The 23,968-nt window shown below is 42.8% G+C and carries 23 protein-coding genes and 2 tRNA genes; 8 read left to right on the forward strand and 17 right to left on the reverse strand.

The genetic code is table 11. The annotated features are described in order from the left end of the window. Positions 1-993, forward strand: a complete 993-nt coding sequence (locus AC3FZD_RS00005; protein ID WP_488738162.1) for an MvdC/MvdD family ATP grasp protein — start codon at positions 1-3, stop codon at positions 991-993. A 24-nt stretch (positions 994-1,017) separates the two neighbouring features. Here AC3FZD_RS00005 and AC3FZD_RS00010 read toward each other — a convergent pair whose 3' ends face one another. The 4 genes from AC3FZD_RS00010 to AC3FZD_RS00025 all read right to left on the reverse strand — a co-directional run bounded on the left by AC3FZD_RS00010 (position 1,018) and on the right by AC3FZD_RS00025 (position 3,096). Next, positions 1,018-1,263: a UPF0175 family protein gene (locus AC3FZD_RS00010; RefSeq protein WP_283766583.1), complete on the reverse strand. Its 246-nt coding sequence runs from the start codon at positions 1,261-1,263 to the stop codon at positions 1,018-1,020. Between the two features lie 355 nt (positions 1,264-1,618). Next, positions 1,619-1,690 (reverse strand) — tRNA-Thr (locus AC3FZD_RS00015). Positions 1,691-1,740: 50 nt separating this feature from the next. Then, positions 1,741-1,822, reverse strand: a tRNA-Tyr gene (locus AC3FZD_RS00020). 101 nt (positions 1,823-1,923) lie between these two features. Beyond that, entirely contained in the window at positions 1,924-3,096 is a 1,173-nt protein-coding gene (locus AC3FZD_RS00025) for a hemolysin family protein (RefSeq protein WP_488740412.1), read from the reverse strand. Positions 3,097-3,278: 182 nt separating this feature from the next. Between AC3FZD_RS00025 and nth the strand changes: the two genes are divergently transcribed. The 4 genes from nth to AC3FZD_RS00045 all read left to right on the forward strand — a co-directional run bounded on the left by nth (position 3,279) and on the right by AC3FZD_RS00045 (position 8,573). After that, the gene (gene nth, locus AC3FZD_RS00030; RefSeq protein ID WP_488738163.1) at positions 3,279-3,950 is read left to right on the forward strand and encodes an endonuclease III; all 672 of its coding nucleotides are present in this window, start codon (positions 3,279-3,281) and stop codon (positions 3,948-3,950) included. A gap of 615 nt (positions 3,951-4,565) precedes the next feature. Beyond that, positions 4,566-5,759, forward strand: a complete 1,194-nt coding sequence (locus AC3FZD_RS00035) for an AAA-like domain-containing protein (RefSeq protein WP_488738164.1) — start codon at positions 4,566-4,568, stop codon at positions 5,757-5,759. Further along, positions 5,752-7,998 carry an AAA-like domain-containing protein gene (locus AC3FZD_RS00040; RefSeq protein WP_488738165.1) on the forward strand — a complete coding sequence of 749 codons (2,247 nt, stop codon included), beginning with the start codon at positions 5,752-5,754 and terminating at the stop codon, positions 7,996-7,998. The genes AC3FZD_RS00035 and AC3FZD_RS00040 overlap by 8 nt, the downstream gene beginning before the upstream one ends. Beyond that, positions 7,998-8,573, forward strand: coding sequence for a hypothetical protein (locus tag AC3FZD_RS00045; RefSeq protein ID WP_488738166.1), 576 nt, complete (start codon positions 7,998-8,000; stop codon positions 8,571-8,573). The genes AC3FZD_RS00040 and AC3FZD_RS00045 overlap by 1 nt, the downstream gene beginning before the upstream one ends. Before the next feature lie 18 nt (positions 8,574-8,591). Here the strand turns inward: AC3FZD_RS00045 and AC3FZD_RS00050 are convergent, their stop codons facing one another. Further along, positions 8,592-9,503 (reverse strand): formylglycine-generating enzyme family protein, encoded by a 912-nt coding sequence (locus tag AC3FZD_RS00050; protein WP_488738167.1) that lies wholly within the window; start codon positions 9,501-9,503, stop codon positions 8,592-8,594. 99 nt (positions 9,504-9,602) lie between these two features. Here AC3FZD_RS00050 and AC3FZD_RS00055 point away from each other — a divergent pair, with 99 nt between their 5' ends. Next, on the forward strand, positions 9,603-10,769 hold the full coding sequence (locus tag AC3FZD_RS00055; RefSeq protein ID WP_488738168.1) for a substrate-binding domain-containing protein: 1,167 nt from the start codon (positions 9,603-9,605) through the stop codon (positions 10,767-10,769). 96 nt (positions 10,770-10,865) lie between these two features. On the opposite strand, the gene AC3FZD_RS00060 is transcribed toward AC3FZD_RS00055, so the two are convergent. Both AC3FZD_RS00060 and AC3FZD_RS00065 read right to left on the reverse strand, forming a co-directional pair. Then, entirely contained in the window at positions 10,866-11,126 is a 261-nt protein-coding gene (locus AC3FZD_RS00060) for a hypothetical protein (RefSeq protein ID WP_488738169.1), read from the reverse strand. Between the two features lie 46 nt (positions 11,127-11,172). After that, positions 11,173-11,523: an NfeD family protein gene (locus AC3FZD_RS00065; RefSeq protein WP_488738170.1), complete on the reverse strand. Its 351-nt coding sequence runs from the start codon at positions 11,521-11,523 to the stop codon at positions 11,173-11,175. A gap of 176 nt (positions 11,524-11,699) precedes the next feature. Here AC3FZD_RS00065 and AC3FZD_RS00070 point away from each other — a divergent pair, with 176 nt between their 5' ends. Together AC3FZD_RS00070 and AC3FZD_RS00075 are read left to right on the forward strand one after the other, a co-directional pair. Then, positions 11,700-12,776, forward strand: a complete 1,077-nt coding sequence (locus AC3FZD_RS00070) for a tetratricopeptide repeat protein (RefSeq protein WP_488738171.1) — start codon at positions 11,700-11,702, stop codon at positions 12,774-12,776. A 24-nt stretch (positions 12,777-12,800) separates the two neighbouring features. Beyond that, positions 12,801-13,118, forward strand: coding sequence for a cupin domain-containing protein (locus tag AC3FZD_RS00075; protein WP_488738172.1), 318 nt, complete (start codon positions 12,801-12,803; stop codon positions 13,116-13,118). Between the two features lie 143 nt (positions 13,119-13,261). On the opposite strand, the gene glgA is transcribed toward AC3FZD_RS00075, so the two are convergent. The 10 genes from glgA to dapB form a co-directional block, all read right to left on the reverse strand. After that, positions 13,262-14,740 carry a glycogen synthase GlgA gene (gene glgA / locus AC3FZD_RS00080; RefSeq protein ID WP_488738173.1) on the reverse strand — a complete coding sequence of 493 codons (1,479 nt, stop codon included), beginning with the start codon at positions 14,738-14,740 and terminating at the stop codon, positions 13,262-13,264. 177 nt (positions 14,741-14,917) lie between these two features. After that, a complete protein-coding gene (locus AC3FZD_RS00085; protein WP_488738174.1) occupies positions 14,918-15,154 on the reverse strand; it encodes a photosystem II protein, Psb35-related in 237 nt (78 codons plus the stop codon). 214 nt (positions 15,155-15,368) lie between these two features. Next, positions 15,369-16,232: an ABC transporter permease gene (locus AC3FZD_RS00090; protein WP_488738175.1), complete on the reverse strand. Its 864-nt coding sequence runs from the start codon at positions 16,230-16,232 to the stop codon at positions 15,369-15,371. 206 nt (positions 16,233-16,438) lie between these two features. Next, positions 16,439-17,572 carry an ABC transporter substrate-binding protein gene (locus AC3FZD_RS00095; RefSeq protein WP_488738176.1) on the reverse strand — a complete coding sequence of 378 codons (1,134 nt, stop codon included), beginning with the start codon at positions 17,570-17,572 and terminating at the stop codon, positions 16,439-16,441. Positions 17,573-17,607: 35 nt separating this feature from the next. Next, positions 17,608-18,747, reverse strand: coding sequence for an ABC transporter ATP-binding protein (locus AC3FZD_RS00100; protein WP_488738177.1), 1,140 nt, complete (start codon positions 18,745-18,747; stop codon positions 17,608-17,610). A gap of 69 nt (positions 18,748-18,816) precedes the next feature. After that, the gene (locus AC3FZD_RS00105; RefSeq protein ID WP_488738178.1) at positions 18,817-19,827 is read right to left on the reverse strand and encodes an NAD(P)-dependent alcohol dehydrogenase; all 1,011 of its coding nucleotides are present in this window, start codon (positions 19,825-19,827) and stop codon (positions 18,817-18,819) included. Positions 19,828-20,046: 219 nt separating this feature from the next. After that, the gene (locus AC3FZD_RS00110; protein WP_488738179.1) at positions 20,047-21,030 is read right to left on the reverse strand and encodes a Gfo/Idh/MocA family protein; all 984 of its coding nucleotides are present in this window, start codon (positions 21,028-21,030) and stop codon (positions 20,047-20,049) included. Between the two features lie 3 nt (positions 21,031-21,033). Beyond that, positions 21,034-21,780: a ribonuclease III gene (rnc, locus tag AC3FZD_RS00115; protein WP_488738180.1), complete on the reverse strand. Its 747-nt coding sequence runs from the start codon at positions 21,778-21,780 to the stop codon at positions 21,034-21,036. A gap of 63 nt (positions 21,781-21,843) precedes the next feature. Next, entirely contained in the window at positions 21,844-22,407 is a 564-nt protein-coding gene (locus AC3FZD_RS00120) for a hypothetical protein (RefSeq protein ID WP_488738181.1), read from the reverse strand. A 346-nt stretch (positions 22,408-22,753) separates the two neighbouring features. Next, positions 22,754-23,578, reverse strand: a complete 825-nt coding sequence (gene dapB, locus AC3FZD_RS00125; protein ID WP_488738182.1) for a 4-hydroxy-tetrahydrodipicolinate reductase — start codon at positions 23,576-23,578, stop codon at positions 22,754-22,756. Positions 23,579-23,968: the final 390 nt, after the last annotated feature.

Raw genomic sequence — 23,968 nt, forward strand, 5'->3', positions numbered from 1 at the left:
ATGATAAAGCCAATTTTAATTATCACGGATAAATGTGATGTTCACGCGGATTTTGTCACCATGGAACTTAGGAAAATGGGTGGTGATATTATTCGCATGAATACTCAAGATATGGGGCATAACTCAGATTTCTTTCTAGGAAAGTCAGATTTACAAGAACCTTGGAAGTTACAGTTCCATTTCAAAGATTCTAACAAAACTCTAACAGCAGATAGTTTTGATACAATTTGGTATCGAAAACCAGAACCTGTCAATTCAGATCCCAGTGTTGCTGAAGAACACGCGCAGATTTTTGTTCAGGAAGAATATGCATATTTTTTACGGTCATTTTATACGCTTTATGCTCACAAGAGGTGGGTTAATCCTTTTTGGAGCTTAAGACACTCCAGCCAAAAGTTACCAAACCTAGAACTTGCAGAACAACTAGGCTTAAAAATTCCTAAAACTTTAATTACTAACAATGCAGAAGTAGCTAGAGAGTTTGGCGAAAATTGCAACTGGAATTTACTGGTCAAAACCTTCTATTTTTCTGGTTTTGTTGTGAATGAAACAGAAGCGTGGCATTGTTTTGCAAAGAAAATTGATAAAGATCAGTTTCTCCAATTTGCAGAAACCATACATTTTGCGCCTACTTTTTTACAACAATATATAGATAAATCTATAGAATTAAGGGTGACTATTATTGGAGAACAAGTTTTCACGGCTGCTATTCACTCGCAGGAGATTGAAAAAACCAAGTCTGACTGGAGAGCTATAGACACTTACCAAATCAAACATACCATTTACGATCTCCCAGACGACATCGCTCAGAAACTGTTGGCTTTTAACCGTCATTATTCTTTGGTCTTCTCTACATTCGATTTGATTCTAACACCTGAAGGAGAATACTACTTTTTAGAATGTAACCCAAATGGTCAATGGTATTGGATTGAGGAATTGACGAAACTACCTATGGCAAAAGCAATGGCTGAATTGTTAATCCAAACCAATTGAAATTAGAAGTATCGCTGATAACAATCATAGACGACCGAGAGCTTGCAAGGTTTTCAGATCCTCTTCAAATTCTTCAACATCATAATGAATGCAAATACCGCGACTAGCAATTTCTTTCTGAAACTCTAACAAATGCATCCCGGCTAAATGACGGGCTTTGCCTATACTAATTCTGTCTTGTTGGAAGAGCATAATTGCAATTTCCAGTTTCAACTGTGCTTCAGACATTTCGGCAGCTTGGAGAATATCATCTGGAATGAGGACAGCCATATTTAGTTACCTCCTGAATGATCTAGACTTAATCGTAGCCTAATCTAGGGCGATGGGCTTTTGGGCACTATAGGATGAAAAACGATTTTCCCCTTGCCGATTACCCATTACCGTGCGAAGCGCTATAGTGTTGAATTACAGGTTCTAGAATTAACGGGAAGTGTTTAGAGTCTAGAGATTTTTGAATTAATGCTCGTTTTCTTAAAGAGGAAATGGCGGCTAACAGATTGAATTCTGAAGGAAAGCGAAGCGCGAAGCACTGTAAGGGTTTAAGCTACTTACACAGAGGCAAAGCAAACTATACAGTACACTGGGTAACCCATAGAATATACTATATTAATTAACTCTATTAACAAGCCCGTGACGAGGATTGAACTCGTGACCTCACCCTTACCAAGGGTGTGCTCTACCACTGAGCTACACGGGCAATTGATTAACTCAATTTTGATTCTGACTTTCGGTCAGAAGAGGCGGTGATGGGCCGAGCTGGATTTGAACCAGCGTAGGCGTAGCCAGCGGATTTACAGTCCGCCCCCATTAACCACTCGGGCATCGACCCTTTCGCTCACCGACTTCCTAATTTAGCATAAGATTTAGGAAAAACACAACCCCCTAAGAAAACTTTTTTGGAAATGGGGGTTATCGATCGAAGGAATTTTCTCAAGATGCTGGTGGTCGGGGCGATCGCCCCCTGGGAGGGAGTCCAGGAATCCATCGGCGATCTTTAGCGGGTTTACCTGTGCGACTGGAACGGGGAGGACGATGGGGAAAGTCACTTTCATCATAAATTTCGCCCACCAACTCTTCTAAGACATCTTCGAGGGTAACCAGTCCTACGGTTCCGCCATACTCATCAACGACAATGGCCAAATGAATCCGACTGTGGAGCATTTCCTTCAACAAATCACTCACCCCTTTCACCTCTGGCACATAGACTGGGGCATCCATTCCGGCCGTTACTGGGGCTAAATTGCGCTCTCCTGGGGGCAAATTCTTCAGGGTTTGCAGGGCATGTTTGAGGTGAACCACACCCACAATCTGATCTTTGGATTCTTCCTGAACTGGAATGCGGGAAAATCCAGTTTCTAAGCAAAGATTGACCAACTCTTGCAATGTGGCTTCATGGGAAATCGTCCGCATATCAATCCGGGGTTTAACCACGTCTTTAGCCGTCAACTCATCCAGCATCAGGGCCTTATTGAGCAACTCATGCTTATAGAAATCCAGTTTTCCCTTACCCCCCAAAATCTCAATCATCAGTTGCAAGTCTTGCAGCGATGCATCCTCCTGGGGGGTATTGCTATGGAAAAAGCGAATGGCACTTTGGGTAATCCATTCGAGAAAATCGATAATGCCAATGGTGGATAAGGCGCGGGATAGCCAATAAATAGGTTGCACTACTGCCTTAAACAAGGGTAAAACATTGTTAATAGCTAGGGATTTGGGGGTAATTTCACCAAAAATCAGTACCAGAAATGTAATTAAGGCGGTGGCGACTCCTAACCCTGCATTGCCTAACCAGAGGGCAAATAGGTTACTGGTGAGGACGGCAGAAAAATTATTCACCATGTTATTACCGACCAGCAGGGTGGTAATAAACCGGGTTCGTTGTTCTAGAACCAGGCGAAAAATTCCTTGGGGGTCTCCTTGTTCCTTAATCAGAGCGCGGAGTTTGAAGTTATCGAGGGCAGTAATGGCGGTTTCTGAGCCAGAGAAGCAGGCTGAGAGGGCTAACATGACAACTAAGGCTGTTAGATCGAGCCAGATGGAGCCAAGTAAAGGGCCGCTTTCAGCCGTTGCCAGCAGATGGGAAGTGAGAGGGTGGGGAATCACCAGAAATATTGGATAAGAAAGCAATACTTAATTATGGATGATTCATGATGGCATTGAAGTTGGATTTCGGCCAAGTTTCTAGTTTGATGGGGCGATAATGCGACCCATCGCTGGGGCGATCGCCAGAGTCTCTAGAATCAGTAAGATAGCAATACAGATCCATTCAACTCGTTAGCGTATCAATGAATATCACCCGCAAATGGTCAGCCAAACAGCAAAGAGCCAGAGAAATTCTCATCCGGCTGAAGCGTTTGTATCCTGATGCCACCTGTACCCTAACCTATGAAACTCCCGTGCAATTGCTGGTGGCGACCATTTTATCCGCCCAATGCACGGATGAGCGGGTGAATCAAGTGACTCCGGAGTTATTCCGGCGCTATCCGGATGCCCCCAGGTTAGCTGATGCGCCGTTAGAGGAATTGGAGGATTTGGTGCGATCGACCGGATTTTATCGCAATAAAGCCAAAAATATCAAAGGGGCTTGTCAAATGATTGTGCAAGATTTTGCTGGCCAAGTGCCTAAAAGAATGGAGGAACTGCTCAAACTGCCAGGGGTGGCTCGCAAAACCGCCAATGTTGTCCTTGCTCACGGTTTCGGCATCAATATGGGGGTAACGGTTGATACTCATGTTAAGCGTTTAAGTCACCGCTTAGGCTTAACGGAACATGAAGATCCCATTCGGGTCGAGCGAGACTTAATGCGCCTTTTGCCCCAACCCGATTGGGAAAATTGGTCAATCCGCTTAATTTACCATGGTCGTGCCGTTTGTCAGGCGAAAAAACCCGATTGTGGCAATTGTGTGTTAGCTGATTTGTGTGCGTTTAATCAAGCTAGGGAGAACCCTTCTAAATGAATTACACGCTGGAAGCAGGTGACGAATTAGGCGGTACAGTAGGATCATCGTCCTTCTCTGTGCTATTCTGTTTGTCTTGGGCGTTTGATACCAATTCTGGTTCTTGATCGGATTCTACATTAGTGGAAGTAGTTTCCTTGTAAGTCGCTCCGTCAGTCCGATTGCTGGTCGGTGTTATTGGGGCTAGAAGAAGAAGAGAAGAATTCAATAAAAGACTCAAGACACCAAAGAGACAGATATTTTGATAGTTCATTGTTCGATCACCTAGTTAAATCTTACTAATAAAAAAATAATCCAAATAAATGTAAAAAGTAAGACCAGATAACGTCACTTAAGCAAGTGGTTTTATCTAGTTCGTTCGTCATACTTAACTGTGTCTAAAGTGAACTAAAATGACATTGATCCTTCTTAAGTGACCTTAAGTGAGCTTTTCTGACAATTTGTTAAGTTATTGTATCTATTCTACGGAGGATGGTTTAAACTGTAGTGTGTAAAATTATTTAACAACTCAACTGCTATTTAGCTGTATCGTTTATGAGTCCAAGACGAAATCGAGGCGTAACTACCACTGAGCAAGGGCGGAGTAAACTAAGAGAAGCTCAAAGTCAGAAGAACATGACTCGTGACGCAATTGTTGACAAAACTGGCCTCAGTCCGAGTACAGTACAACGGTTTTTTCAAGGTAAATCTGTAGATGAAGAAACAGCGATCCAGATCATTAAATCTGTAGGTTTAGAGCCATTAGAGATAGAGCTGATCAAAGCTAAAGATAACCCTAAAAATACAGATGAGGATACCATGCCAGATGAGCCATATGTAGAGCGTCCCCCTCTTGAGCGTGAGTGTAGACAATTAGTAGAGCGACCAGCTTGCTTGCTCCGCATTAAAGCTCCTGAAGGATTTGGAAAAACTTCGCTACTCCTCCATATTCTTGAAGAATTTGAAAACTCAGAACATTATCGAGAAAAATACAGAACAGTATATATTCCTGTTAAAAAACCAGATAAGAGTGAAAACTTTACAGATCTTAATTCTTTTTTGCATTCTTTTTGTAAGCAGGTATCTGAAGAGTTGGAGTTGCCAATTGAATTAGAAAAAATACATAAAATAATGGGTATTTTTGAATGTAAAAATTACTTTGAAGATGAAATTTTAACAAAGATAAACTCTTCATTAATTGTGGGTTTAGATTCAATTGATGAGATTTTTTCTTGCCCTATGGCGACAGAGTTTTTGGGTATGTTACGCAGTTGGCATGAACGGGCAAAAATTTATCCTGTCTGGAAAAAACTCAGATTAATTCTCGCCTACTCTACAAATTCTTATATTCCTATTGATGCAAAAAGTTCTCCTTTCAACGTAGGAACTCCCATTGATTTAAGGGAGTTTACGGAGGAAGAAGTTTCTGAGTTAGTGAAACTCAACGACATAAAATGGACTCAGGAAGAAGTCCGTACTCTAATGGATATGGTAGGAGGTTTACCCAATCTGGTGGCCCTTGCTATCCATCACCATAAATCTAAGAATAAGAGCATTAATGAACTTTTAAGTGAAGCCGAGCTTCCCTCTGGTATCTATTATAGTCATTTAACTCAGCTTCGAGAAAAAATTGAGCCTAATCTAGAGCTGGTGGGAGCCATGAAAAATGTCATTAATGATCCAGGTATTCAAGGAGGTAGTTTTACTGAACAAGAATTAAATTTTCAGCTATATAGCATGGGATTAGTAAAATTCGAGAATAAAATCATCGTTCCACGATGTAAATTATATCAACGATATTTTTCTAATTGGAATATCAATTATGACTGATACAGAAAGTCCAGAGGGATATCAAGTGGGGGGTAGTCTCAACGATAATCATCCTACCTATATTAAAAGGATGGCTGACGATGAACTTTTAAGACAATTAAAAGCAGGAGAACTTTGTTTTGTGATTAATGCTAGGCAGATGGGTAAATCAAGCTTGCTAAATCGTACCCGAAAAACATTACAACAGGAAGGATATGATTGTCCTGTTCTTGATTTACAGGCAATTGGTGTTAGTATTATTCAAGAGAATTGGTATAAAGCCATCGTCAAAGAATTAGCTAAAAATTGCAATAATACAGAGATGGATAAATATTGGCAAAAACTTGAAAAGAATCAACCCAGTATTGTCCAGAGATTTATGGATCTTGCTCGGTTTTTATTTAAAGAAATAAAACCCAAAAAAAATAAATTTTTTATCTTCATAGATGAAATCGATACAATCAAAAAATTCAATTTTGATTACTATGACTTTTTTGCATTTATTCAAACTTATTATAACAACAAAATCAAAGTATCACCCGATCAAACTTTGGTTTTTTCTTTGTTTGGCAATGCCCATCCTACAGATTTACTTCCCAGCAAAGATTACAAGTTTAATATTGGTAAATCTATTTATCTAGAAGGATTTAAAGAGACGGATGGACTGGAGCCATTAGCTCAAGGGTTACTTCAAAAATTTAGAGATCCCAGTTATACGGCTCAACAAGCTGTTAAAGAAGTATTAACATGGACTAATGGTCAGCCATTTTTAACTCAAAAGATTTGTCAACTTATTCAACAGTCTACAGATGAAATTCCTTTGGGTAAAGAAGGGGAATGGATCGGTGAGTTAATACAAGAAAAAATGATTGATCATTGGCGTACTTCAGATAGTCCAGAACACTTTAGGACTATCGGCAATACAATTGTTAACAAAGATCAGTATTTCATTAAAAGACTAGAAATTTGCAAAAAAGTTTTACAGAAAGAATCTGTACCTTATAAAGACTCAGATCCAGTACATCGACAGTTAACTGTATCTGGATTAGCAATTAATCAACAAGGCTATCTGAGGGTATTTAATCGAATTTATGAACATATATATAAATTGGATTGGATTGAGGAAGAAATTAATAATTATTTTCCTTATAGTGTACAATTTAATAAATGGATTAAATCCCAGAAAAAAGATCAATCTCAATTGTTGATTGGTCAAGTTCTTGAGGATGCAGAGCAATGGAAAGAAGGAAAAGACTTAGATCAAGAGTTAAATAATTTTTATCATAAAAGTGCCCAATTTGATGGTAATTTAAAAGGGCGCATGAATTATCTAGAAAAGTATAATCTTGATTATGAACAAGTGATGAGAGCTATATGGCAATGGACAAAAGGCGATAACAATCTAGATGAGAAAGTTATTGGTTTTTTGGATGATCATAGAAACCGTATTCCTATTAATAAGGAGGATAAAGAAAGGGATTTAGTAGATAAAATTATAACGGAATGTATAGAGCTAGATGTAAATGATTATCGCTTATTAATGAAGAACACACTATCAAGTATACTGGAGGCAAGTATGTTTTCACAGGAAGATATCCAAAAAATAATTCATTCGTTTGATAAGTTTATTGAGTCTAAATTATTTGTAAAACATCCTCTATTGATTGTTTCTGCAATTATGGAGTTGACTAATAATCATCCAGTTTTAATTCAATTAATTATTCAGGTTCTTTTGGAGCAGAAGAAAGTAATTGCTACCAGTGAACTTCCTACAATAATTCACGACAACTTAATCAATGATTGGCAAACCCATATCGGCGCAGAACATTTCCAGAACATTCGACAAGCGATTATCAAGAATCAAGAGCCTTATCGTCTCATCAAGCAATATGAGAAAATTTTGCTTAATCTTCCACAATCTCAGACAAAAGAACTGGATGAGTTGGAAAAGATAGGATTAGTTTATAAAGATTCGCAAGGAAAATTCAATGTTCACAATTTGATTTATGAAAAAGTTTTTAATCAGGACTGGGTAAAAAAAGAACTGAATGCCTTAAAACCTTATGGAACAAAATTAACAGCATGGTTAAAATCCGATGATAAATTGAAAGATATGAATAAATCTTTGCTATTAGTGGGAGATGAATTAGAAGAAGCACAGAAGTGGATCGAGAAATTTGATGATGTTGATATAACCGATTGTAAGTATATAATGAGGTGTATGGTTTATCAAAAAATCATGAATAGTGGTGAGTCCTGATGAATTCTAAACGGAAAAAAATTAATAAAATCAATAAAATTCTTGATGGTTTGAGTGACAGCGGAAAGTTTAAAAATCCGTACATCGTCGGTGAAAAAATTCTAGATCTTAGTAATGGTGAACTGACTTTAGCGGAAATATTAGTCAAGCTAATCCTCTTGATTGACTCTGATAAAGAAAGTGATATTCTCGAAGCTCTGAATTCTGTTTCTACTCTGGAGTTACTTTCTACTCTAGAGTTATTAACGAGAACTGCTTTGATGAGTATGGCTATCTGTTGGATTATGTTGGGGATGATTTATCATGATGTGCTATGGTTTAGATGGATTGTTGTTTTAGGGGTGGTTTTGTTGGCGAGTTTAAAAATAAAGAATAAGATGTCGCTAGAGCAGGAGTTTTATCAACTCATGATTCCTCTGCTGCCTAATTTAGGGTTATTGATATTCCAGTCTGACCTCAGTAAATCAGAATTAGTGGCAGAAAAACCATTATTATTCTTTTTTGTTTTCACTCTATCGAATAGCGTTTTATCGACTATGTTTATGTTTCTAACTGATAAAGCCTCTTCTGATTAAATTTTAACGAGTTGAGTTTCAAGATTCCTTAAAAGTACAAACAATACGAAAACCAATAGTGTTGCTTCTGAAGGTTTGCGGCTTGGAATTGCGCTTGGCGCTACGGCAATCTTTGGGAAAACTATTCCAGGCTCCTCCACGGATCACTCGATTACCTTGAGAACTGGTATTGTTTAAAGCTTCTTTATGAGTCTTAGAGTAAACGTCTTCGCACCATTCCCAAACATTACCATGCATACCTTCTAAGCCAAATTTATTGGCTGACGACTGTACCAAAAGATCATCCTTAACTAATGCAGTTTCTCCCCTATATTTCTCTGGTTGCTTCTCCTGCCCACTACGATATGAATAACTACAATCATAATTAGCTACTTCTGGCGTAATCGTCTCACCAAAGTGAAAAGGAGTCGTTGTTCCAGCACGACAAGCATATTCCCATTCCCTTTCCTTTGGTAATCGATAGTGCCCTTCAAAATTTTTGTTTATTCTCTTGCAAAACTCTTGAGCTTCTTCCCATGAAATAGTCTCTACCGGTTTAAAATTGTTCTCAAACGTTGAAGGATTATCCTGAAGTTCTCGATCTACTTTTGGCAGTTTCGCAACTCTTTTCCACTGTGCCTGGGTGATGGGGTATCGACTCATGTAGAATGGTTCCACCAGTACATCAAGAGGTTCTTCATCTGAATTTCTTCGGTCTTCGTCCGCATCCGCAGGAGAACCAAGCTTGACGTTTCCTCCAGGAATGGATATCATTTCTATATCGACTTGGTTTCCTAAATCCAACTGGTATCCTTTATACTTATACACTCCTGAACTAAAAACTAGAGCAAATTTTGGGTCAATTGTGGCTACCCTGAACTCAGATTCTTTGTCTGGTGTAGGTTTAGGTGTTTTTTGGAAAGCACTTCGTATTTTAAGTAAAGCGTACAAACCAAAAACTACTACACTGAAAAAAAAAGAATAAGCAGTTTAATGACTTTTCTTCGAGTCGCTTGAGTCCTCTTATTATTTTTATTACTCATACTAATTATGTTTTTCTTTCGTTCCCTGTGGATGAAACTTATTATAGGTTGCATTTTCGTTATTACAATAGGAATTGTAATAAGATTTAATATAATCAGTCAAGGGCCACCTGGTAAAGGCTGTAATGATATTGCTATTCTCTTGCCAGCAACGGCAAGGGAAGCATCTCGATGGGATGAAAAGGATGGGTATTATTTGGAGAGAGAGCTTATCGCACAAATTGATGGTGTGACGATTCGCTATTTTAATGCTAATAGCAACCTAGAGAAACAAAATGAACAAGCTGATTTTGCTTTAGATAAAGGGAGTTGTATTTTGGTTGTAGCTCCTGTTGATACGAAGGGAGCGAGTAAAATTGTTCAAAAAGCTAAAGCTAAAAAAGTGCCCGTGATTGCCTACGATCGTTTTATTGATGATGATGATTTAGCTTTTTATGTGTCTTTTGATAGTAAGACAGTGGGCGAATTGCAAGCGGAATATGTTCTTGAGCAATTGGAAGCAGGTGCAACAGGAAAATATAAACTGAAAAAAGGCGCTAACGTGGTAATGATTAATGGTGATGCGGGAGATGGAAATACCAAGATGATTGAGGAGGGCTGGTTTGAAGTTTTGCAGCCATCATTTGATATCAAAAATGATATCAAAAAATTAAACTTAGTTTTTCCTAAACAAAAAGGCGATCCTAATTATTTTATGAAAGAATGGTCTGGCGATCAAGCTGCTGAAACAGTTAAGTCACTATTAGATGAATATCAAAATGACATCCCGATTATACTGGTGGCGAATGATGGAATGGCAGAGAAGATCATTGATATTTTAAAGCAGAAACAAAAACAAGGTGAAGTTTTGGTAACAGGACAAGATGGAAGCCTCAATAGTGCTAAATATATAGTAGAAGGATTTCAGGGAATCACTCTTTATAAGCCTATCGATGATAGGCTTTCTAAGCAAACCATAGCAGTTATTAATGCCTTGCGAGCTGGTGATGATCTCGATGGTTTAGCCAACAACCAAGTCAAAACTGAAACTGAACATCCTCAAGAAATCCCTGCTTATTTATTTCCCCCAGAACGGGTAACGTCTGAAAATATTGAAGGGACATTAATGAAAGAGCTTGGGAAAGAAAAAGTGTGTGCCAATCTTAAAGCAGATCCCTATAAACTTTGTCAGTAGGTTTGGGCTAAAAATAAAAACCTGGAAAAACCAGGTTTCTGTCCTTTTCCGCAGTCGCATACAGGGATGGTAGGCGATCCCTGTATACGACTGCGATCACAGTAAATTTAAGATAGAAATGGATAATAGAGTTGAACTGATGCCATGACTTGCGGCATCGATCAGGTAAATGGCTAATTCACTTGGATTGAGACGATGATAGTCAAACCAATCTTCGCCTAAGTAGCTTAATAGTATAAAGTGATAATCGACGTAAATCTGTTCTTTCATCGGTTGAGCAAGAAGCGATCGCACATAATCCAACCCTTGTGCCCATTCTTGAGCAATGAAGCTCCGAGATAGAATGCTTGAAACCATGATGATTACCCCTGAAAATGCAAATCAGCCAAACCATCCTCAATGCTTAGAGGATATTTCTAGAGACTAGAGAAGAAGCCACTGGTGTGACTAATAAAGTAATGTTTTGCCGCTCAACTGCTCTGACAACTTGCCCCTTGAGTAGGGTGACTTCCTCCACAGAAATCGCTGGCCACCAAGAACCTCGGTAATACACTCGCCCCCGTCCATAGGGAGGAATAGGTTGCTCAACCAAGGCTTCACCTTCGAGCTGAACCACTGGATCAGAGGTTGTCCAAGGAAATGATGGCGTTTGTCTTCTGGGGGATCTAGCCAGTAGAGCGAGGACAAAGCGCCAGATCTGATCTGAGAACAACTTCTGATTTGCCGTAAAATGAGGCATTGTGTATAGATCCATGGAAGCCTCCCCGCAATCTCTGTGTTTTGTGACTTTGACTCACTTTTGTGAGTATTGTAAATCTAGTTTACCTCTTTTGGATGGATTGTCAAGCCGATTTTGCCTAGATGCACAAGTAAAATCACAAAGCTTAATTGTAGTCACTAATTGTGACTTTGCCGATAAACCCGAACCCAATGAATCAAGAAGAATTTGAACAAGTCTATGGTGAGCTAACCCCTCGCCGTCAACAAGTCCTCCACGGCATCCTCTCCGGTGAGGCAGACGCACAGATCGCCCATCAACTCGGCATTAGCGAAGCGGCTATCCGCAAGCATGTGGAGCGCATCGTCGATCAATTCGGTTTAGCCAACTCCGAGTCACAGAATGGACAGCGCCGCTCTAAGCGCTCCGATCTGGTTTCCCTGGTGGCTCGATATAAGCCAGAACTGCTGAAAATGCCATTACCTGTCCAAAATGAGGAGGAGGACTCTCTCCTAGAGCTACTGCAAGAGATCCAGCCCATTCAATCCATTCACGATAATCTAGAACCCAAACTACAACTCTGGCAAGAAAGTAGTGACAGCAGCCAAAAGAAACAAATTGGCGATCGCCTCAAAAAAACCGGATACGACACCTATATGCAAGGCGACTTCCCAGGAACCGTATTCTATCTGCAATGGGCGCTCAAATTCCAGATAGACTCTCCAGCCATTCGCTATAACCTCGCCTCAGCCTACGAAAAACTCAGCGACTTTCCCAATGCCTACCATCACTATAATCTAGCGGCACAAGCTGACACTCATGCTGCCCATGCTGCCATCAGCAACCTTTCCCGCCTAGACATTTTGAGCCATAATCTGGATAAGGCGATTAACCGCATTACCCCCATTCTCGACCAAGTGAAGAATCAAGCCGTTCTCTCCACCCTCTATAAAAACCTGGGATGGGCTTACTTCTTGCAAAAAGACCTTCCCCAAGCCGAACGCTGGCTACGCCAAGCCATAGAATTAAACAGCGATCGTGCCGCTCCCCACTGTCTCCTCGCTCAAGTCCTCCAAGCCCAAGAAAAACCCCTTGAAGCCACTCCCTATTGGCAAAAATGTCTCGAATGTGATACCCATCGAGCGCGCTCGATCAATGCTCCCTGGCGATCGCCAGAACTCGACCTCTGGCAGCTAGAAGCTCGGCAACATCTAGGGACTAATCTTGATAGCAAAACCTTAACCCAAGGATTACACACCGACTCTGAACCCATCTCCCTACCCCACTAACACCCTTCAAAACTTCAACCCATCATGCCCAAAAATCTATTTCAGTTGCCCCACCCCTTACCCACCACAGAACAATTTGAACCTCTGTACAAAGGCGAACATCTATTAATTGAACGCATTATTTCCACCGGACAAACCACCCCAGAAGAACAATGGTATGACCAAAAACAAGATGAATGGGTGCTATTACTCCAAGGAGAAGCCCAACTCATGTATGAAGACAATTCCACCATCAACTTATTACCTGGAGATTGGCTATTTATCCCTGCCCATCAACGCCATCGAGTCAGTTATACCAGCAGTGAAACACCTTGTATTTGGTTAGCCATTCATATACAATGATGGCGCTATCAAACCACAAAGACACTCAGTTTTTGCAGATAGCCAGAACAGCTCAAAGTCTTATTGAGTCGGCTGTTCATGAACCCATTCCTCCATTCCCGCAATACAGCGTGAAGCACTGTATTGCGGGAGGGCAAAATCAACTATTTATGACGAATATAATCGTAGAGTCCTAAATATTGACTGCCGGGATGCTTCCAAGAATAATCGTAGGCCATACCCTGAAGAACTAACTTTTGGAACTCTTGAGGATACTCATACCACAAACCGATCGCCCGATCCAGGGCAGATTCTATGGCGCTATAATCCGTTTGATAAAACACATAACCATTGCGCTCTTCTAAAGGTTTGTCCTGATCGTAATCCCGGTCAAATACCGTATTTTGTAATCCGCCCACCCCGCGCACAATGGGCACAGTACCATATTTCAAACCAATCATCTGAGTTAATCCGCAGGGTTCATAGTTGCTCGGAACCACAATCATATCTGCACCCGCATAGATTAAGTGAGATAACTCTTCATTAAAGCCCAGTTCCAAATGGCAATCCGCATTTTCATTCAAAAATAGCTTTTCATGCCAGAACCAGTCATTAATTCCTTGCTCTGTTGCCGATCCCAGTAACACAAATTGCGCTCCCCGATGCAGAGCATAATAAATAGCATGATGAACCAAATGTACCCCTTTTTGATCGTCTAAGCGACCGATAAACGCAATCAGAGGCTTTTTATCATCATGGGATAACCAGAGCCGCTCGCGCAACGCTTTCTTATTCTTCGCTTTGTTCTTTAGAGTGTTCGGGCCATAATGATAGGGAATAAAGCGATCGATTTCTGGATTCCATACATCATAATCAATCCCATTCAGAACCCCACCAAACTTATAATTATGCAGGTCTAGGGTATGCCCTAAACCATAGCTAATATCAGAATAGCGAGCTTCCCAAGCATGGTGAGGAGAAACGGTATTGACAAAATTAGAATAGATAATACCCCCTTTCATTAAGTTAAGAGCAAAGGGATTAAAATTATCTTGCAAGCGATCGTATTCAAAATAATAGGACTCTCGATTGAGTCCTGTTGCCCAGAGAATATCAACACCACCAATACCTTGGTGCTTAAAGTTGTGGATGGTATAGCAAACCCGTTGATTTTCCATGCCATGATACTTATACATTTCATAGAGCAGTACCGGCACTAAACCGGTTTGCCAGTCATGACAATGGATGATATCAGGGCGCTTGTTGGTTCTGAGAAGGAATTCGAGAGCCGCTTTGGAGAAGAAGGTAAAGCGCATGTTATCGTCTTTGCAGCCATAGTAGCAGCCACGATTGAAGAACAGATCGTCAGAATGGGGATCGATGAAGAAACACAACCGTCCATGAACCCAACCACACAGAACATCGCAGGAAATGGCCGCTCCATACCAAGGCACTTCTAGATTGTGATAGGCTTCGTGCAAACCCCAAATTTGGTCGTAGCGCATACAGTCGTATTTGGGGAGGATGATTTCTACGCCTACCCCTCGGATTTCTAATTCTCGGCTCAGTCCGTAAACGACATCCCCTAAACCTCCAGCTTTGATAACTGGAGCGCATTCAGAGGCGATCTGCACGATGTACATATTCACTCCTCGGTTCACAAAAGTTTATTCTCTCTGCTTTTATTCAAACATGAAGTCGGGGAATGGGGAATGGGGAATAGGGGTTTAGAGACAAAAAACGCTAACTCCAGAAAAGGAGTTAGCGTTATGAAATGGAGGTGAGTACGGGAAGTTAAGGAACTCACGCTACCAGCATAACTAGCTGGACAGGCTGTTGCTGCCATAGCTATCTAAGCTGTATCCGGGGACGCGGTTGGTGTAGTCGGTTTCTTGACCGGTTACGGATTTGGCGATGCTATTGAAGCCGTCGGAATCCCAATTGCGTTCGTGGATGGATTTGGTTTGTTCGCCCATGAAGTAGGCTTGAGTTCCGATGACGGAAGCAGCGACCCAACCAGCGACGAAGAGTAAGGAAAGAATGACTAAGTTAACCATGGTGTTCTCCTTTGTGTGAACTTTTGTTTCGTTTCTTGTAAACTAATGTAACAAAATCTTGCAATATTTGTCAATATGATGTTAGTCACAGGGGACTGTGATCCAGATCGCCCCGATCGCTGAACCATTTAGACATTAAAAATGATGGGTTTTGCCCATCATCCTTGCTCTGAGTGAATTTTCACTCGGTCGCGTTATCCCGGTCTTTAGCTCTCTAGGCTTGGGGGGTGGGGTCACCATATTTGATTAAAAGGGCGATCGCCAAACTGACGGCTAAAATGACCACCATACTGAGCGCCGAGCCAAACCCCCAGTTCTGAGTCGCCCCCAGAAACTGGTTATAAACCAAGCGAGCAGCCGTCATACTCGATGCCCCTCCGAGTAGCTCTGGATTGACAAAATCGCCCAAACTACTAATAAAAACCAATAAACTTCCGGCAGCAATCCCTTGGAAGGTTTGGGGAACAGTAATTTTCCAGAATCCTTGGATGGGAGTTGCCCCCAAATCGGCGGAAGCCTCTAATAACCGTTTATCCAGCTTTTCCAGGGCTGAATAAAGAATTAACACCATATAGGGCAAAAAGCTGTAACTCATGCCAATGAGAACGGCTGGCCATTCATTGAGGAGATTTAAGGGAGGCAAGCCGATACTGGTAATGATACTGTTAAATACCCCTGTCCGTCGGAGAATAGTAATCCAAGCATAGGAGCGCAACAGGGAAGAAGTCCAGAGGGGCAAGACAAAGCCCAAGAGGATTAAATTTTGCCAGCGTTTGGGGGCATTCAGGGCAATCCAGTAGGCAACCGGAAAACCCAAGAGCAGGCAAATTAGGGTTGTTCCGATCGCAAAAAAGAGCGATCGCCCAATCACTTGCAAATACACCGGTTGAAACACCCGCCAATAATTCTCCAATCCGGAAGGATTGACCACATCCCCTGGTCGAATATTGGGTACTAAACTTAACTCAAAAATCACCAGAGTGGGTAATACTAAAAGCATCAAGAGCCACAAACCAGCAGGCCCTAGGAGGACGCTGGGGCCAATCCAAGTTGACCAACGGCGTTTAGAAATCGGCATTTCAGTTGAGTTGGATTCAGAAGGAACAGTTGGAGGAGAGGAAGACATACCAGAAGTTACGGCTAATGTAGATTATAGGAAATGGGGGAATGGGGAATGGGGGAATGGGGAATGGGAGAAGATATAACCGTAAATCAAGGCTTTGAGCATTTAATTCACATCAGACGTAAGGCAAGAAATTTTAGCTTTAATCTTTCATAGCTCGTTTAACCACTGGTTAATCGAGTCCAATAGCGGTCATACAGTTGAGTAATATCCTCTTTCACCGGTGAGACACTTTCACACTTAGCTAAAATCTCTGGAGCCGGAAATAAGGTGGTATCCTGTTGAATCTCCTCTGGCAATTGTTCGTAGGCTACTCGGTTGGCTGTAGCAAAACTGAGACGCTTAGTAATTTCTGCGGCCACTGCCGGTTGTAACATAAAATTAACCCAAGCATAGGCGGCATCGAGGTTGGGTGCGGTTTTAGGAATGACCAGGGTATCTGTCCACAGAGAAGAACCATTTTCAGGAATTACATAGCCCAAGTTTTCATCTTCTCCCATAATTTCACTAGCATCCACGGAATAGCCCATGGCAATTTTCAGATCGCCGGTGAGAATTTGGGGTCGCCAAGCGTCAGAGGTAAAGGAGGCGATCGCCGGTTTCAGTTCCACCAGCGCTCTATAAGCTTCTTCAATCTCCTGGGGATTTTCCGAATTGAGCGAATAGCCCAAATGTTTCAGGGTTGCCCCCATCACCTCACGCACATCATTAAGCAGCGTCACTTGGCGAGTTAATTGGGATTGATTCTGCCACAAATATTCCCAATTTTCCGGTTCCCCATTTAAGGCTTGGCGATTATAGATTAACCCCGTTGTCCCCCAGCTAATGGGAATACTATGAGCATTGCCAGGGTCATAGGGCGGATTCTGATAATTATCAAAAAGCTGATTTAAGCCTTCAATACGACTGAGATCTAGAGTAGTTAATAAATTATCCTCCACCATTTTCAGTACCATATAATCCGAGGGATAAATGATACTATAAGCACCACCACCACCAGCTAAAATTTTCGCCAGCATTGCCTCATTAGAATCAAACACATCGGCAATCACATGAATCCCCGTTTGTTGCTCAAAGTGGGTCAGCAAATCTTCATCGGTATAACCCGCCCAGGTATAAATATAAAGTTTATTACTCTCTCCTTGTTGCAGGCTCCGAGTTTGCACATCTGCCAATGTCCAACCACAAGAGGATAACCCTAAACCAGCTAAAGCAGAAGTGGCCCCCTGCAAGAAGCGGCGACGGTTGATCGGACGAGAAGATGAAAGACGATCCGGCTTATCCTGTTGATGCATGGGCAACCCTTACTTTTAATACAGTTTAGATGGTATTATTCATGCAAAGCCAAACAATCCATCGGCTGCCAATTGACATATAGGGCAGTTTCGGGATTCGACAAAGCTTCAGAATAAGCCCCTCCCTCACGAACCGGTTGGGATACAGTAATTTGGTCTCCTGAAACCAATTCCACCACACATTGAATATGGGTTCCCATAAACATCGTATGTTTAATGCGGCCTTCAAAACAGTTGCGATCGCCCTCTGGAGGAGTCAAACTGAGGTGGATTTTTTCCGGTCGCACACTCACCACCAGGCGATCGCCTGCACCTTTACTACCATTTAACTCTGACGCTGCCCAAATCTTCAATCCCTTCTCAGTTTGCACCTCAACCGCTCCTGAACTTAGGGAGGCGCTGCGACCTTTAAACAAATTGGTATCGCCAATAAAATCAGCCACAAAGGCAGTCGCTGGGCGATTATAAATCTCGCTCGGAGAGCCAATTTGCTCGATTTTACCATCCCGCATAATCGCAATGCGATCGGAAAGAGAAAGAGCCTCTTCCTGATCATGGGTAACCATCACAAACGTTAGCCCTAACTCCTGATGTAAATTAGACAATTCCACCTGCATCTCTTTGCGTAATTTCAGATCCAACGCTCCCAAGGGTTCATCCAATAACAACACCGCCGGTCGATTCACCAATGCTCTAGCTAGAGCCACCCGTTGTTGCTGTCCCCCTGACATTTGTTTGGGCAAACGATGGGCAAACGCTTCCATTTTCACCAACCGCAGCGCTTCCTTCACTCGGTCTTCAATTTGCGCTTTAGTCAGCTTTTTCAATCGCAGTCCAAAGGCAATATTCTCCCAAACATTCATATGTCCAAACAGGGCATAACTTTGAAACACGGTATTCACCGGACGACGGTAAGGGGGCACATGATTCACTGACTGCCCTTGAAGCAATAACTCTCCAGCAGAGGGCATTTCAAAGCCAGCGATCAGCCTTAACGTCGTGGTTTTTCCACACCCAGAGGGCCCGAGGATACTAAAAAATTCACCAGAGTGAATATTTAAGTTTACACCTCGGACAGCCGTTTCTGAGCCAAACACCTTAAAGACTTTGCGAAGCTCAACATCTAATTCGACATTGGTTTCCCGATTAATTTGATTAGTTGCGGTCTGAGACATAGTGAGAACCCTGAGCAATGAGTTCGGAGGTAAGCAGGAACAGCCAGAAAGGATCTAGACTGTTTAAGTTTAATCCATGGTGAGTACCGCACGATATCGCACCTGATTCGATCGCACTCGATCCAATGCTATATTAATCTCTTCTAGGGGATAGGTCTCGATAATGGGTGCAATTTTCTGTTTAGCGGCAATATTGAGCATTTCATTCATGATTGCTCTGCCACCGATAGGAGATGCCATGATCCGACGACGCTGAGGAAGTAGGGAAAATAGAGGCAGAGTTAAGGGAGCATCACTCACTCCCACAAAACAGAGCGTGCCATCTGCATCTAAGTATTCCACATAAGCGGCCCAATCCAAGTTAGCGGGAGCGGTACTCAACAGGATATTCAAGCGGTTTTTAGGAGCCGGTGGACTTTCGCCATGACCGACGACAATGGTTTCATCTGCTCCGAGTTCCTTGGCAAATTCCGCCTTATCTTCAGACGTGGTGAAAACCGTCACTCGGTTTCCTAAACGATGGGCAAACTGAACCGCCATGTGGCCCAAACCGCCAACCCCAATGATGCCGATTTCCTGTCCGGAAGTCATCCCTGCATGACGCAGACCTGAATATACCGTGATTCCCCCGCATAGTAGGGGCCCGGCATGGGTGGGGTCAATCTCCTGGGGAATGGGGAAGACAAAGCGAGCATCGGTGAGGAGGTGGCTGGCAAAACCACCGGGGCCGGGGATAATTAAGGCCCGGTTTTGTTTACAGAGGTTTTCGTTGCCTTTGAGACATTGGGGACATTGGAGACAGGAGCTTTTTTGCCAACCCACTCCTACGCGATCGCCGACTTTCAGGTGTTGGACTTGAGACCCGACTTCCAGCACTTCTCCAATGACTTCATGGCCGGGAACCACGGGATAACGAGATACGCCCCAATCATTGTCTATGATATGCAGATCCGAATGACAAAGCCCACAGGATTGAATTTTAATCAGACAATCATAGTCTTGCGGGGAACTGACCTCAAATTGGTAGGATTCTAGGGCGGCTTTTGCAGCTTGGGCTGCCTTGGCTTGAACTTGTGTCATGGGTAGGTTGGCACTCCTGAGTATCTTAACGGTAGTCTATCAAAAATTTTAAGTCATGAGAATTCTAGTCTGGGTAGGAGAAAGAGCGATCGGATTCAACTTTGGGTGAGATCTCCTACCCACCCTGCCGGTTACCTGGGAAAAAGTTGTTTTGTAGGGGCGGGTTCACCCTACTACAGTGATATCAATTAACCATTAATCATTAACAATTTAACCGGATTAGCTGTTAATTTTTAATTGAATTTGTTGCAGGGTGCGAACCAAGTCGGCTCCCACCCATCCGGAGGAGTGGGTAGAGGGTTGATTATAGCGTACACAATGGAGAAAATGATCGCAGACTGCTTTTAAGGGTTCTCCTGGCGGTGTGGAGATGACTTCCCGGTTCATCCCTACAGGGGTAAAATTTTCGTCTTGAGCTTCAAACTGTCCCTGTTGCACCACCAGAGGATCGGAACTGAGTTCATCAAAAATTAGGGTTCCTTGAGACCCAACTAGGGCTAACCGTCTTTGTTTATCGGGGTTGAGCCAACAGAGGTGGAGGGTAGCCTTAAAGCCGCTTGGATAGATGAGTTTGACCCAAACTACATCGGGTAAACCCGGTTGTAACCAGGTGTCGGCGGTAGCGTCAACTTCTACGGGGGTTTCGCCTAACCAGTGGTTGAAGATGGCCAGATCGTGGATGGCTAAGTCCCAGAGTGCATCTACATCTTGACGGACGGGGCCGAGGTGGGTGCGGGTGGCATATCCATAGCGTCGCTCTCCAACTGCTCCAGAAGAGAGGAGTTCTTTTCCTCGTTGCACCACAGGATGGAAAAGATAGGTATGATCGACTACAAGCTGGCGTTGTTGATTTTCCGCGAGATGGCACAGTTCTATGCATTCTGTGGCATCGAGGGTGAGGGGCTTTTCCGCTAATACATGACAATTTTGAGTCAGGGCGTATTTAATGATCTCATAGTGGGTGGAGGCGGGGGTGGCGATCGCCACTAATTCCACTTCTGGACGAGCTAAAATCCCCTGCCAGTCGTGGGTTAACTCCACGGAGTCCGGTAAACTATACCGATTTTGAATCGCCTCTAGTCGGCTAGGGTTGGGGTCTACTACCGCCACTACTTCCGTCTGGGGATGCTCCCAGAAATTACGGATTAAATGGTTGCCCCATCGACCCGCGCCTAAAATGGCAATTTTAGATGGTTTCTCCACGCTCTACTTATTTTCCCCCTCTTCAATCGTTTGTATCTTGAATAAGGCATCTTTAGCGGCTGCTTGTTCGGCTGCTTTACGCGATCGCCCTTTTCCCATACCATAGGGTTCTCCTTGCACCCAAACCTGAGCTGTAAACGGTTCGGCTGTCCGTTTTTGCGATTCTACCGTAATCAGTTTATATTCTGGTAACACTTTATGAACTGCTTGAGTCCATTCTTGCAGAGCTGATTTATAATCTCGGCGAGCCGGATCTTTACGAATCTCCGTAGACAGGGTGATAAAATGGCTATCGAGCCAAGGTCGGATCAACTCCAGGGTATGGGTACTCAAATACAGTGCCCCTAAAATCGCTTCAAAAGCATCGGCTAGACGGGAAGCACGGCCGAGTTTATCGCTGGCTGTTCCTCGATCCATGAGCAAGTATTGCTCTAAACTGTAACTATCGGCCAATTGGGCTAAAGTGCGATCGCTCACCAAAATTTTCCGAATCGCTGAAAACTCCCCAACTGATGCATTCGGATACAATTCCATTAATAATTCTGAAGCCGCAATCCGAACCACTGCATCGCCAATAAACTCCAACTGCTCATAGTTGTCTGTCGATGACATACTTGGATGGGTGAGCGCTCTATCAAGTAAGTGCCATTGTACCGGGGCGCTTTCCGATAACCCCAGCTTCAAAATGACGCTTTGCAACTGCCGTTGTCTTCGCGGATAACTAACTTCTTCAGGGACAGAACTAGACATTATCCATCCAGGGTGATTTTCGCCAACTTTCCTATTCTATCGTAAATAATTAAAAATTAAAACCTAATTTTTAATTGAAAGTTCTTTCTTTGATGGAGGTTTAAGGGTATGAATTTCTAGGGCACGATCGAAATTGATTTTTCGCCAATAGGAGACCCCTTTGACATCAGTTTCTGAGGTAAAATACCGGCTATTACACACTTGCGTAACCGTTTGAGGTAACACTCCAATCAGTTGAGCCAGCACTTGATGATTAATCTCTTGAACGGTTTCTTGGCCAAAGAACGCTTCTAGACTTGATAGCAGTTTTTCGGTTCGACAGAAGGGATTAGGAGAAAAACAAGTGAGTTTATGCAACCAGCGCATCCATTGCAGACGCATACTATAGGCTCGATGGTAGTCTTGGCGGTTGGTAATCGGTAACAGTTCGGGGGAACCAATAAAAACCAATTCTCGGCCTTGTTCGTGGGAGGTAATTGCCGCTCCTGGGCCGAGAAACTCAGCATAATAATCGGTACAAAGGATTAATGCACTTTTTTTCTGGGGAGAAATGGCAAAAACTCCTTTGATTTCCCAGGATTCGATATCGTTGGGTATGGATTCTCTATGGCTTTCATTGCACACCATCTCCGTTTTTCTCCCGACCTCAATCATCTGCGAGCAAGTTTTTGGGGGCTTGAGTCAGCCTTTTTACGGCTTCACCCTGTTACCTACACCTGTTCCGATCCTAATTTACCACTTGTTCATTTGTCTTCATCAATTCTTTAATCTTTACGGAATCTACATATTTCTCCCTAGGTTTACTTAGTTTTTATCAAGTCTCCGTAGAAAAATGGCTTAATTCTAGTATCACACTACACTTTTTTTCATCCATTCCTCTCTAAAGAACCTCCATAACCCGATTGCTCTGGTAATAGGGAATGGGAAAAAGAGCAAAACTCAGTTTTTCTGATGCCCTATTCCCTATTGCCCACTAAAGAATTTTCTCTAAGCCATAAACTAGGGTTTTCAGTTCTAAGACTTTACGGATGGCTAGAAGTACGCCAGGCATATAGCAGAGGCGATCGCTGGTATCATGGCGCAAAGTATACAATTCTCCACCAGACCCAAACAGCACCTCCTGATGGGCAATTAATCCCGGAAGACGCACGCTATGAATCCGAATTCCTTCATCAGCCAAACCTCCCCTAGCTCCCGCCAAATTTTCCTTCTCCTTCACCTTGGGAGGATTATAAGATTTGCCTAATTCAGCCAACAATTGAGCCGTTTTAATCGCCGTTCCACTGGGAGCATCGGCTTTTTGGTCATGATGAAGTTCAATAATTTCCACATGATCGAAATACTTCGATGCTTGGATAGCGGCCTGTTGTAAGAGAACCATACCAATCGAGAAATTGGGAATCACCAAACATCCCGTACTCGCTTTATCGGCAAACTCCGCCAACTCTTGCAACTGTTGAGGACTCAAGCCTGTTGTACCGACTACAGGGCGAATTCCGTAGGCGATCGCGCTCCGTACATTTTCGTAGACCGAATCCGGGTGCGTAAAATCCACCATTACCCCCAATTCACGCTCTTGGGTGGCATAAGCAAGCATCGACTCCAACTGATTCAGAATCGGAACCTCCAGAGGGCCACATCCGGCCACCTCCCCCACATCCTGACCATTATGAGCCGGATTGAGATCCACTCCCCCAATCAACTTCATATCCTTAGCTTGAGAAACGGCCTTAACCACCTCTCGGCCCATTTTCCCGGCTGCACCATTGACAATTACCGGAATCGGCTGATCGCTCATCGTCAACTCCTGAATTATAAAATAAACCAACACCATTTGCAGATCGCCCCTTGGCGTTGAGCCTTGTCAAAAGACACAATAGAACAGTTAGGCGATCGGAGGCTTATCCTACCATGGCCCTTTCAATTGCAACAGAGGTTAATCTATCCTCTAAGATTATCCGGTTGGTGAAACAATCTCCTCGGAGAGAGGATAATAAACCCCTTTTATCTTTGAGCAAAACTTAAATAGACTGAGAACTCTATGGCCCTAAGCCATCATAAAATCCATTATCATAGCTCAATATTAGAGCAAATCTCAGTCCTGACCTGAGCGGATGTAACTGTACTCCCTCTGAAATGAGTTCTGCCATTGAGCCATCTGATGACTAGAACTCCAGAAGCTACAGGG

Source organism: Roseofilum sp. KMC-1 (assembly GCF_057802075.1).